The following is an 11609-nucleotide window of genomic DNA, read 5'->3' as shown; positions in this document are numbered from 1 at the left end:
GGGCTGGCGCTGCTGCCGCTGGCCCTGATGGGCCTGCTGCTGTCGCTGCGGCTGGCGCGCGGCTGGTGGCAGGCGCTGCCGTCCGCGGGCTTGGTGGCCCTGACGCTGCTGCTGTTCGAACTGGGCAGCCGCATCGATGCCAGCGTGCCGAATGCCGCCGGCGCGATTTCGGAACTGACCAGCGCCAATCTGTTCATCGATCCGGCCACCGGCCTGCCGCGTGCGCCGGTGATCACCGGGCTGCTGGTGGGCGGAATCGCAGTCTGGCAGGCGCGGCGGCGCGGCATTGCGGGCTGGCCGCTGCGCATCCTGATCATCGCCATCGGCCTGTTCACCATCCTGCGTCCGCTGATTGACCAGCGACCGGCCCCGGCCAATGCGCCGCGCCCGGCGGCGGTCAGTCCGGCTGGCGGCGGCTACCGGGCGCCCGTCGCCATCGGAGATCGCTCCACCTGGATCCGGCTGATGCCGGCGTCCAGGGATGCCCCGCCGGGGCGCTACCGGCTCGAGGCGCGGCTGCAGTTGGGGGCTGATGGCCGGGTGGCGGGCTGCCGGCTGGAAAAGCCGTCGGGGGTCAAACCCGTTGATCTCACGGCCTGTCTCCAGCTTATGGCCCGGGGCCGTTACCAGCCGGCCCGCGATGTGAAGGGCCGCGATGTGGCGGCGGTGGATTTTTACGCGCTGGAATGGACCATGGGCGAAACCCGGGCCGCCCCGCCGGCGCCCGATCGCCCGGAACCGGCCATTCGTTGCCCGGATGCGCGCGTCAGTGGCCCGATGGTGGCCGAACCCTGCATGCGTGATGCCTGGATCGGGAATGGCGAATATCCGGCCGGGCCGCTGGCACGCGGCGAGAGCGGCACGGTCGGCTACAAGCTGGCGATCAACCCGCAGGGCTCGGTCGAGCGTTGCGACGTGATCCGCTCCAGCGGACACGCCGGGCTGGACCGTGACACCTGCGCGCTGCTGGCCCGCCGCGCCCGCTTCGTGCCGGCCCAGGACGTCGATGGCAGCCCGATGGCGTGGGATTATGAAAGCGCGATCGCCTGGCAGCTGGCGCAGCGCTGATCGGATCCCGTCAATTCTTCCGGACAGTTGACGCCAGGTCGGGGCGGATCAGCACAACCGCCCATTGATCGGCATGGAGGCGCCGCCAGCCTGATTTTTCGGCCGTTGCCACCAGGCCGTTCTTGGGCTGGACGATGATCCAGCCGACCTTGCCATCGGCCAGCACCTTGTGAACGGCGTCCGGCTGGCCCGCCAGGATCCGGATATACTGCTGCATGTAGACGTCGCCATACATGTCCGCCCGGCCGTCGACATAGGGGCGAATGCCATTCAGGATCAGCACGCCGCCAAAATCATAATGATTGATCACCGGCAGGGCCCGGATCTGCGGCGGAACGGCGGCCAGGGCCGCCATCGGATTGGCACCGTTGTCCTGCCGCACGAGCGGGATAAAGAGGCGGGCACCGAAACCGGCAAGGATGATCAGCGACCCCACAATTACCGCACGGCCCGGGCGCAGGCTCGTTGGGGTTCCCCAGCGCGAATCGTCGCGAACAGCGTCAAGCAGCACCAGGCTGGACACCAGCACGAACGGCGCCAGGTGCCTGATATGAAGGATCGCCATCAGCATCAGTCCAGCCAGCAGCAGGATGCGGACGATCCCCATCTGTCGGTGCAAACGTATGACCCCAATCAACACCAGGGCCATGCTGGCGAGGTGGAGCGCATCCTTGCGCACATCCATCGGGCGCCATTCCTCGATCAGATAGAGCGTGCTCATCGTGCTGACGTCAAACGGATAGGCCCACAGGGCAAAGCCCTGCGGGTTGATCAGGGTCGCCGCCAGGCAGGCAATGCCGAAGACGGACCAGTTCCGCAGCGCGCGCAGGCGCGATTGGCTGCGCAGCAGCGCTTCGAAACCAAAAGCGCCGGACAGCGCAATGCCCAGCACCCAGCTGGCATGCATGTTGACCCACAGCACGAGGACCAACACGCTCCACCACGGCGGGACCCGATCCTTTCGGCGGGCGTCGATCAGCAACATGGTCCAGACCGTGAGCAAGGCAAATGCCAGCAGGTGGGGCCGGATCATCGTGGTGGGTGCAAGCGCCGCCGCAACGACAATCATCATCGTGACGGCTCGCTGAGGTTCCAGCCACTGGCCGGCACGGATCGCGATAATGCTCAAGATGAGGGCCAGCGCGGCAGCCGCGAGCATCGCCAGGCCAGTCCACGACGCCGCCTTGTAGGCCAGCGCCATGAACACTTCGGAAAGCCATTCGTGCGCCACCCAGGGCCGACCGGTTGCGGTCCAGGAAAAGGGGTCAACGGTTGGAATGGTGCCGGTGCGCAGGATCAAGTCACCGGCGGCCAGATGCCAGTTTGTATCTGAATCGTTGAACAAGCCCGGATTGAACAGAACGGTCACCACCCAGCATGCGACAGCAATCGGTGCCGCCAGCGCAGACCAGGCATCGCGTTGCGCTTCGGTGTTGTTGGTCAAAGCGTTGTCCTGCACTTGGCATTTTCGGGATGCTTGCACCCTGGATATGGGCCTTTGATGGGGGTTGCAACCCGCCGGAGCCGGCCATGCCGACGCCATCGCCTGGCGTTTGGCGGCGCGCTGTTGGGGCTGGCGCGCTACCCCCATTCGGCGCCTGTGGTGGCCTGAAGCTGCGCCGAATCGCCTGTATTTCGGGTCGAAGGGCTGCATGCGCCGATTCGAATCGGGGCATTTTCGATTCGTTTTTGCCCGATTCCGGGCCACTGCCACCTGCAAATCCAACAATCGGCAGACGACGTGACATTTTCGCAACAGTGAAGTTTCAGGCAATTTGGCCACGTCTGGCCCTGCGCTCACGGTCTTTCACAGACGTTTATGAATCAGTCCAAGTCATTGAAATCTAACAGTAAATGACTCATGATGTGAATCGTAAGCCATTGTTTATATTGGGTGAAAATTGGCATCCAAGTGTCTGCTTCACCTTCGTGGCGATTCAATAAATAACGAAACGTAAATATTTATTAAAAACAGTAAACCATAATGAAGATTGAAGAAGTATCCCAAAAAAACGTCAACCAATTTCGATATTGTTCAATTCGTTACGGACGTTTATTCATGTTGTGGGATACCGGCCGGAGGAAGCAGTGGGTTTTCATCCGATCGGCATCAACGGTGGTCCCTCCCGTACGCTCGTCCAAAACGTGCGGGACCTTGCAAAGTGGCTTAGGCCTACAACAGTGGGAAACAAGACGATGATGAAGATCCTGAACGCTCTGAAGGGCAACAAGTCCGGCGCCTCGGCTGCCGAATACGCCCTGATCGTTGCCGTGCTCGGCGGCTTCGTGGTGGCCGGTGCCACCCTGTTCGGTGGTTCGCTGCAGACCGCCCTCGGCACCACGGGCAACCTGCTCGAAGCCAAGGCGAGCGCTGCTAACCCGTAATGTGTTCCTGGCCGGGGCGTCCGCGCCCCGGCCAGTTTCCTTGCAGCCGCTGACAGCCCGGTATTGGCCATCAGGTTGCTCGGTTCCACGTCGTGCGATTGGGTATTGATGCAATGATCTTCTGGTCTTTCATCGCGTGCAAGTCCGGCGCTTCGGCCGCCGAATATGCCCTGATCGTCGCATCGCTTCTGGGTCCCTTGCTGCTGGGCCTGGATGCCTTTGGTGGGTCGCTTTTCGCCATGTTCGAGGCGGCGGGCGGAATATTTTCAGTGGCAAAAGATTGAAGACGGCAGTGCCGTCGATGTGGGCGGGTCCCGGTTACGGTCCGCTCGTGCGTTGCAAGTAGCGTTCGGGCGTAACTGTCAAGCTGGGCCGGAGTCCAGCCGTAAACAACAGGACTTCAGCGGCCATCCGGCCGTGAAGGGGCAGTTGCAAGAGGGGCGCGCTTTGCACACGCAGATGCACCAGTATCCAGGATCGCCGGCCGGCGCAGTGCGCAGGGCCTGGCTTGATCTTGCCACCGGGGCGGCCCGCTGATGCGCCGCTCATCCATCTTCATGCTGATCGCCGCTGTGGCGCTGGGCCTGGTCGCCGTGCTGTTTGCGCGCACCTTCCTCAGCAGCAGCCCCGACACCAGCAACACGACCGCAGCCGTGCGTACCGTTCCGACGGTCATCGCATCGGCCGACATCAATTTTGGCGAGAAGATCACGCCTGAAAAGGTGAAGGTCGTCGACTGGCCGGCCGGCAACCTGCCCCAGGGCAGCTTCCAGCGCATCGAGGAGCTGACCATGGGCGTCGGCCGCACCGCGATGCGCCCGATCGTCGCCAACGAAATCCTGACTGAGAAGTCGCTCGCCACCGGCGCAAACCGGCTTTCGACCGCCCAGCTGCTCAACCCGCAGATGCGCGCGGTGTCGGTGCCGGTGAACGAAGTGTCGGGCGTTGCCGGCCTGATCTTCCCGGGTGACCGGGTGGACGTGTTCATGACCCGCTCGCCCGACGAGGCGCTGCCGATCTCCGAACTGCTGGTGCAGGGTGCGCGGGTGCTGGCGGTTGGTGTCGACATGAACGTTGGCAAGGACAAGCCGGAAGTCGTCAAGGCGGCCACCATCGAGGTGACCCCGCTGCAGGCCCAGAAGATCGCGCTGGCCCAGACGGTCGGCCAGCTCAGCCTGGCGCTGCGCCACTTCAGCGATGAAAGCCGCGTGCGCCTGCAGACGGCGCAGGTGATGGACCTGAACGACGGCACCATCACCCGGCTTGTGCGCAAGCCGAATTCCGGTGGTGGCGGCGGTGGCCCCGCGGCGGGCGGTGCGCCTGGCGCTGCCAAGCCGGCGCTGGGTCCTGGTGTTGTTGTGATGCGTGGAACCGAAGCCAAATTTGAATCGGTGATTGGCAAATGATGGTGCGACCTCTCCTTGTTGCCGGTCTGGCAATCGCCACGCTCACGGCTCCGGTTGCGGCTCTGGCGCAGTCGAGCAGTGTTGATGCCCGCACGGGCCTCACGCTCAACCTGCCCATCAACAAGTCGCAGACCCTGCGCGTGCCGCGGCCCTTCGCCCGGATCGCCATCGGCAATCCCAAGATCGCCGATGTCAGCCCGGTCACCAGCAATGTCGTCTATCTGCTCGGCAAGGATGTCGGCACCACCAACCTCACCCTCTATGACAAGAATGGCGGGGTGATCGCGGTTGTCGATGTCAACGTGGCGCCCGATGCCATGGGCCTGAAGCAGAAGCTGGCCGAACTGATGCCCACCGAAAGCCTGGGTGTGCAGTCCGCGGCTGACCAGTTGATCCTGACCGGAACGGCAAGCAGTGCGGCCGCCGTGCAGCGCGCCGTCACCATCGCCCAGGCCTATGCGCCCGACAAGGTGATCAACATGGCCGGCATCGGCACATCCCAGCAGATCCTGCTGGAAGTGCGCTTTGCCGAAATGCAGCGCGGCACCGCCAAGTCGCTGGGCATCGACACGATCAGCTACAGCAACGACAGCGGCAGCAACACGGTTGGCGTGGTGACGCCTGGCACCCCTATCACCGGCAAGTTCACCGCAGCGCTCAGTTTCCCCAATTTCGGGATCCGGTTGCAGGCGCTGGAGCGCGAAGGCCTGATCCGCACGCTCGCCCAGCCCAACATCATCGCGCTGTCGGGCGAAACCGCCAATTTCCTGGCCGGCGGGGAGTTCCCGGTGCCGACCGGTGTGACCGCCGCGGGCCAGGTCAGCATCGAGTTCAAGCAGTTCGGTGTTGGCCTCGCCTTCACGCCGACCTTGCTGGAGGACGGGCTGATCAACCTGCTGGTGGCGCCGGAAGTGTCCAGCCTCGATCCGGCCGCCGGCATCGATCTGAACAATTTCCGCATTCCGGGCCTGAAGGTGCGGCGCGCCCGCACCACGCTGGAGCTGCGCGATGGCCAGACCTTCGCGCTCGCCGGCCTGATCCAGAGCGATTTCACCGACACGGTGAACCGGATCCCGCTGTTGGGGCGCATTCCGATCATCGGCGCGCTGTTCCGGTCCACCAGCTTCTCCAGGCAGGAAACCGAACTGGTGATCCTGGTGACGCCGCGCATCGTCCGCCCGGTGCAGGCCGGCACGTCGCTGCAGCTGCCCACCGATCGCGTGCTTGAACCCAGCGACTCCGATCTGTTCCTGATCGGCAAGGCCGAACACCGCGTGCAGCCCGCTCCCGCGCTGCCGCTGCCCGGCCCGCCCAGCCCCATCAACAAGCCCGGCGGCGTTGCTGCCGAGCACGGCCACATCGTGAGGTAAACCATGTTCCGGATTGCGACCTCTCTCCTGCTGCTGGCGCTGATGGTCAGCGTTGCCGCCCCGGCGGCCGCCGCCGACAAGGGCATGGGCCTGGTGGTGCAGAACAATATCGCGGCGATGACCGTGGATCTCACCCCGAGCTATGCCAATGTGGCGATCGAAGGCGGCAATGGCCAGCTCGCCGATGCCGCCATCACGCGCTACCGCCAGGGCAAGGTGAAGGCGCTGCTGCCGCTCTCGGGTGACAGCAAGCTCGGCCAGAGCCAGAGTGGCGGCGCAGCCGCGGCCGCGCCGACGTCGGGCCCACGCTAATGGCTCTGCTGGCACGTCTGGGGGCCTTTGCCGGCCGCGGTGAGGCGGTCGAACCGCCGACGCAGGGCGATGCCGGCGATCTGCGGGTGACCATGGCGCTGCGGCCGGAAACCGCGGCCCAGGTCGATCAGTCGCGCCTCACTGATCTGGGCGCCGAGTTCCGCATGTTTGATGGCGGCCTTGAAAAGCTGGCCGCGAATGGCCCTCTCATGCGCCGCACCGACCTTCTGGTGCTGGAAATCGATCCGGCCAATGCTGGCGATCTGGCGGCGCTGGAACAGTTTGCCACCACCGTGGGCGGCCGCATTCCGGTGGTGGCCGCGGCGTCGGATCTCACCATCACCGCCACGCGCAAGCTGATGCGGCTCAGCATCGCCGATGTGCTGCCGATCCCGTTTTCCCGCGAGGAATTGGGCCAGGCGCTGGAATCGGGCCGCGAAAAGCGCGCCATGCTCAGCACCGGCGGCGGTCCGGCGCGCAGCGGCAATGTCATCGCGCTGCAGGGTGCGCTCGGTGGCGTCGGCACCAGCATGATCGCCAGCCAACTGGCCCAGATCTGGGCGGGCGACAACAAGCGCGTGCTGCTGATCGATCTTGATCTGCAGCGCGGCACCGCGGCGCTCTACATGAACCTCAAGCCGCGACTGTCGATCGGTGACCTGATCGAGGCCGACGAGCGGCTGGACAGCGAATTCCTCAAGATGGTCATCGAGCGCCACACCTCGGGCGCGTCGGTGATCGCCGCTCCGTCCGACATGACACCGCTGGACGCGATCACGCCGGAATTCATGGATCGCCTGCTCGAGACGGCCACTCAGAATTTCGATCTGGTGTTGCTCGACCTGCCGGGGGTGTGGATGGACTGGACGGCGACCGCCATCCAGAAGGCCGACCTGCTGCTGCTGATCTCGCAGATGACCGTTTCGGGCGTGCAGCAGGCGCGCCGCCAGATCGATGTCGCCGAAGCCAATGGCCTGGGCGAACGGGTGCGGGTGGTGATGAACCGCATGGTGCCCGGCCTGTTCGGCAAATATGACCTGGGCGAAGCCGAGACCGCGCTGCGCAGCCGCGTGCATTTCGCGCTGGCCAATGATTATCCCACCGTTTCGGCGGCGCTGGATGAAGGCCGCACGCTCGGCCAGATCAAGTTGAAGGCCAAGGTGGAGCGCGACCTGCGTGTCATCGCGGCGCAGCTGAGTGACGAACTTCTGCAGATGGGGGCCACCGCGTGATCTTCCCCACCCGCCGCAAGACCGGACCCGGCCCTGGCGAGACGCCGGAGGGTGGCGGCGCCATCCAGGCGGCCGAGCCGACCTCGGCGCCGGTGGTGAGCATCAAGGACCGCCGCCGCGACGATTACACCGAATTGAAGGTCACGCTGCACCAGCAGCTGATCGACCGCATCAACCTGGCGGCCCTCGACACGATGACGCGCGAGCAGATGCAGCGCGACATCGGCGATCTCGTCCAGGAAATGCTGAAGGAAAACAACCAGGCCCTGAACGCTGCCGAGCGGCGCCAGCTGGTTGAGGACATTCTGGACGAACTGCTTGGCCTCGGCCCGTTGGAGCCGCTGCTGAAGGACCCGACGATTTCCGACATCATGGTGAACAGCGCCACCAAGGTGTTCGTGGAACGGCGCGGCCGCATCGAGGAAGTCGGCACCCGCTTCGCCAGTGACGCCCACCTGCTGCGCATCATCGGCAAGATCGTTTCCAACGTCGGCCGCCGCGTCGATGAAAGCTCGCCGATGGTCGATGCGCGCCTGCCCGACGGCAGCCGTATCAATGCCATCATCCCGCCTTTGGCCATCGACGGGCCGTGCCTCTCGATCCGCAAGTTTCCGCCCAGCCGCACCAGCATCGACAAGCTGGTCGAATATGGCTCGATGACCGCCGATTGCGCCACGATGATGAAAGCCGTCGTCGCCAGTCGCCGCAATGTCATCGTTTCGGGCGGCACCGGTTCGGGCAAGACCACCATGCTCAACGCGCTGTCGGCGTCGATCGGCAGCCACGAACGCGTGGTCACCATCGAGGATTCGGCCGAACTGCAGTTGCAACAGAGCCACGTCGTCCGCCTGGAAACCCGCCCGGCCAACATCGAAGGGCGCGGCGAAGTCAACCAGCGTGACCTTGTCAAGAACGCGCTGCGCATGCGGCCCGATCGCGTGATCCTGGGCGAAATCCGTTCGGGCGAAGCCTTCGACATGCTGCAGGCCATGAACACCGGCCACGATGGCTCGATGACGACGCTGCACGCCAACACGCCGCGTGATGCGCTGTCGCGTCTGGAACAGATGATCGGCATGTCCGGCATCGACATCAGCCCGAAATCGGCGCGCGCCCAGATCGCTTCAGCCATCAACGTGGTGCTGCAGCTGGAACGCCTGCAGGACGGTTCCCGCCGCGTCACCTCGGTGGCCGAAATCACCGGCATGGAAGGGGAGATCATCCTGATGCAGGAGATCTTCAAGTTCGTCCGCGAAGGGGTGGACGAGCACGGCAAGGTGATCGGCGAGATGCGCCCGATGGGTGTGCGGCCCAAGTTCATGGAAGTGCTGAAGGCGCGCGGGTTCGACCTGCCGTCCACCATGTTCGATCCGTTCAAGCGCAAGGAGGGTTGAGGTGGAACTGCCCTCGTTCATCGATCCCCAGTTCGTCTTCTACACCATCGTCTTCCTGGCGGTGGTGCTGTTGCTGGAAGGCGGCTTCATCTGGTATCGCGATACCTATGGCAGCAAGCGCCGCCTGTCGAAGCGCATGGAGCTGATCGAGCAGGGCGCTTCCTCCGCCGAAATCATCACGGCCCTGCGCCGGCAGACCACCGACGTGTCGCGCTCGCTGTTGCCGTCGGTGCTGACCTATCTCGACACCCGCATGAACCAGGCCGGCATCCGGCTCAGCTCGCAGCGCATGCTGACCTACATGGCCAGCGCGACTCTGCTGATCGGTTTTCTGTTCCCGCTGCTGGGCGGTATCACCGGCCAGGTCCACAGCGTCGGCGCCGTGCTGCTGCTGGTGCTGTTCGCGGCTGGCATCGGCATCGCGCTGCCCATCCTCTACATCAATTATGCCGCCGCCAAGCGCCTGAAGAAGATCGAGGCGCAGTTCCCGATCGCGCTCGACGTGCTGGTTCGCGGTCTGCGCGCCGGCTATCCGGTGACGGGCGCCCTGGAGCTGGTGGTCAGCGAAATGCCCGACCCGCTGTCGTCGGAACTGGCGCTGGTGCTGGCCGAAATGAACTATGGCTATCCGCTGCGCGACGCGCTCGACAATCTGGCGGGCCGTGTGCAGACGCAGGATATCAACATGTTCGTCGTCTCGGTCGCGATCCAGACCGAAACCGGCGGCAGCCTCGCCGATATCCTGGATGGTCTCGCCCGCGTGATCCGCGACCGTGCCGCCATGGTGCTCAAGGTCCGCGCGCTGGCGTCGGAAGGCAAGATGACCGGCACGCTGCTCACCGCCATGCCGATCCTGACCTTCCTTGGCGTGTTTTCCAGCCAGCCGCGCTTCTATCTCGATGTCGTCGATGATCCCTGGTTCATGCCGGGCACGTTGGGCGTGCTGTTCATGTACACGTTGGGCGTCGTGATCATGCGCCGCCTCATCGCGATCAAGGTGTAAGCGTCATGGTCACTGGTCAATTCGCCAACTGGATCGTCCTCGGCCTCGTCTTCTTCGCCGCTGTGCTGGTGGTGCTGGCGCTGGCCCCGATGATCCTGGGCCGCACCGACATCAAGGCACGCCTCGCCAGCCAGGGCGGATCGGCCGCGGTGGACAGCGGCCCCGGCAGCATCCGCAACGATGCCATCAGCTCGCGCTGGGCCCGCCTGTTGCAGCAGATCGAGGAGCGCGGTCTCAACCTCACCGACAGCGCGTCCAACAAGATTGCTGAAAAACTGCAGATGGCTGGTTTCGACCAGCCCTGGGCGCCGCGCGCCTTCACGCTGGCGCGCGCTGCCGGCACACTGGGCCTGCCGACGCTGATGCTGCTGTTCATTGCGGTCAGTGGCAACTGGCCGACGCCGGGCAAGCTCTACATGTTCGTGATGGGCTCGGCCCTGCTTGGCCTCTATGCGCCGGGCATCATCGTGTCGGGCCGCGCGGATGAACGCGCCAAGGAAATCCTCAATGGCTTCCCCGACACGCTCGACCTGCTGCTGGTCTGCCTGGAAGCCGGTCTCGGCATCGATGCAGCCTTCAGCCGCGTCGGTTCGGAAATCACCTCGTCGCACCCGCTGCTGGCCAAGCTGTTCGGCCAGGTCAGCCTCGAACTGCGCGCCGGCCGCAGCCGTGAAGCGGCGCTGCGCCTGCTCGCCAAGAAGAGCGGCGTGCCGGAAATCACCGCTTTCACCACGCTGATCATCCAGTCCGACAAGCTGGGCGCCTCGGTGGCATCGGCGCTGCGCATCTATGCCGCGGAAATGCGCGAGCAGCGCCGCATGCGCGCCGAGGAAAAGGCGCACCGCATTCCGGTGCTGCTGTCGATCCCGCTGGTCTGCTTCATGCTGCCCACCATGGTGGCGGTGCTGATGCTGCCGGCCGCGATCGGCATGAAGAACCAGATGGCAACCGTTGACAAGCAGAGGGCAGCGCAGCAGCAATGAGCATGGCTTCTGGCAAGAAGGCCGCGGGCCTTATCCTCGCGCTGGCCGGATCGGCCCCGGCGCTGGCGGACACCAACGATCGCGACCTGCGGCCGCGCAGCGACGGGCTCCCGGCGACGGCCGTGGCCGGGCAGGATGTCGAAACCGCGCTGTCTGAAGGCCGCAGCCTGCTGGTGGCCGGCAACGCCGCCCAGGCTATTTCCGCTTTCCGGCTGGCGCTGGCGCAGGACAACAGCTGTGTCGCTGCGCTGAATGGCATTGCCATCGCCTATGACCGCATGGGCCGCATCGATCTGGCCCGCCAGCATTTCGAACAGGCGCTGTCGATCGAGCCCGATGCCGGCGACATTGCCTATAATCTCGGCTGGACGCTGCACCGTGCCGGCCAGAGCCGCGCCGCCATTCCGTGGCTGCAGCGCGCGAGCGCCGGCAGCGATGGCCGCGCCGCTGCCGCCG

12 protein-coding genes are annotated in these 11609 nt (G+C 65.0%); 11 read left to right on the top strand and 1 reads right to left on the bottom strand.

Going from position 1 to position 11609, the window contains the following annotated elements; all coding sequences use genetic code 11:
* A partial coding sequence (locus GJ693_RS09880; protein WP_156256143.1) for an energy transducer TonB occupies nucleotides 1-1068 on the top strand: 1068 nt, incomplete at its 5' end.
* Nucleotides 1069-1078: 10 nt separating this feature from the next.
* Here the strand turns inward: GJ693_RS09880 and GJ693_RS09875 are convergent.
* Entirely contained in the window at nucleotides 1079-2512 is a 1434-nt protein-coding gene (locus GJ693_RS09875) for a hypothetical protein (protein WP_156256142.1), read from the bottom strand.
* 752 nt (nucleotides 2513-3264) lie between these two features.
* Here GJ693_RS09875 and GJ693_RS09870 point away from each other — a divergent pair.
* The 10 genes from GJ693_RS09870 to GJ693_RS09825 all read left to right on the top strand — a co-directional run.
* Nucleotides 3265-3453 (top strand): Flp family type IVb pilin, encoded by a 189-nt coding sequence (locus GJ693_RS09870; protein WP_156256141.1) that lies wholly within the window; start codon nucleotides 3265-3267, stop codon nucleotides 3451-3453.
* Between the two features lie 98 nt (nucleotides 3454-3551).
* Nucleotides 3552-3737: a Flp family type IVb pilin gene (locus tag GJ693_RS09865; protein ID WP_156256140.1), complete on the top strand. Its 186-nt coding sequence runs from the start codon at nucleotides 3552-3554 to the stop codon at nucleotides 3735-3737.
* A 252-nt stretch (nucleotides 3738-3989) separates the two neighbouring features.
* Entirely contained in the window at nucleotides 3990-4859 is an 870-nt protein-coding gene (gene cpaB, locus GJ693_RS09860) for a Flp pilus assembly protein CpaB (RefSeq protein ID WP_156256139.1), read from the top strand.
* Complete coding sequence (locus GJ693_RS09855; protein ID WP_156256138.1) at nucleotides 4856-6229, top strand: type II and III secretion system protein family protein; 1374 nt, start codon at nucleotides 4856-4858, stop codon at nucleotides 6227-6229. Before cpaB ends, GJ693_RS09855 begins: the two co-directional genes overlap by 4 nt.
* 3 nt (nucleotides 6230-6232) lie before the next feature.
* A complete protein-coding gene (locus tag GJ693_RS09850) occupies nucleotides 6233-6541 on the top strand; it encodes a hypothetical protein (protein WP_156256137.1) in 309 nt (102 codons plus the stop codon).
* A complete protein-coding gene (locus tag GJ693_RS09845; protein ID WP_156256136.1) occupies nucleotides 6541-7773 on the top strand; it encodes an AAA family ATPase in 1233 nt (410 codons plus the stop codon). The genes GJ693_RS09850 and GJ693_RS09845 overlap by 1 nt, the downstream gene beginning before the upstream one ends.
* Nucleotides 7770-9167 carry a CpaF family protein gene (locus GJ693_RS09840; RefSeq protein WP_235902798.1) on the top strand — a complete coding sequence of 466 codons (1398 nt, stop codon included), beginning with the start codon at nucleotides 7770-7772 and terminating at the stop codon, nucleotides 9165-9167. Before GJ693_RS09845 ends, GJ693_RS09840 begins: the two co-directional genes overlap by 4 nt.
* A 1-nt stretch (nucleotide 9168) precedes the next feature.
* Nucleotides 9169-10170, top strand: coding sequence for a type II secretion system F family protein (locus tag GJ693_RS09835; RefSeq protein WP_156256135.1), 1002 nt, complete (start codon nucleotides 9169-9171; stop codon nucleotides 10168-10170).
* Between the two features lie 5 nt (nucleotides 10171-10175).
* On the top strand, nucleotides 10176-11153 hold the full coding sequence (locus GJ693_RS09830) for a type II secretion system F family protein (RefSeq protein WP_156256134.1): 978 nt from the start codon (nucleotides 10176-10178) through the stop codon (nucleotides 11151-11153).
* A gap of 2 nt (nucleotides 11154-11155) precedes the next feature.
* Nucleotides 11156-11609: tetratricopeptide repeat protein (locus GJ693_RS09825; RefSeq protein WP_207789958.1), on the top strand; the 454-nt coding region annotated here is incomplete at its 3' end.

Source organism: Sandarakinorhabdus oryzae, assembly GCF_009733735.1.
GTDB lineage: Bacteria > Pseudomonadota > Alphaproteobacteria > Sphingomonadales > Sphingomonadaceae > Sandarakinorhabdus > Sandarakinorhabdus oryzae.
Note: the sequence above shows the minus strand (reverse complement) of the source record. Positions and strands in the feature narration are given on the sequence as shown.

What these genes read in the sequence shown, in the direction of transcription:
- GJ693_RS09855 (WP_156256138.1), top strand. Translation starts at nt 4,856, where the DNA reads ATGATGGTGCGACCTCTCCTTGTTGCCGGTCTGGCAATCGCCACGCTC.
- GJ693_RS09845 (WP_156256136.1), top strand. Translation starts at nt 6,541, where the DNA reads ATGGCTCTGCTGGCACGTCTGGGGGCCTTTGCCGGCCGCGGTGAGGCG.
- GJ693_RS09830 (WP_156256134.1), top strand. Translation starts at nt 10,176, where the DNA reads ATGGTCACTGGTCAATTCGCCAACTGGATCGTCCTCGGCCTCGTCTTC.
- GJ693_RS09870 (WP_156256141.1), top strand. Translation starts at nt 3,265, where the DNA reads ATGATGAAGATCCTGAACGCTCTGAAGGGCAACAAGTCCGGCGCCTCG.
- cpaB (WP_156256139.1), top strand. Translation starts at nt 3,990, where the DNA reads ATGCGCCGCTCATCCATCTTCATGCTGATCGCCGCTGTGGCGCTGGGC.
- GJ693_RS09850 (WP_156256137.1), top strand. Translation starts at nt 6,233, where the DNA reads ATGTTCCGGATTGCGACCTCTCTCCTGCTGCTGGCGCTGATGGTCAGC.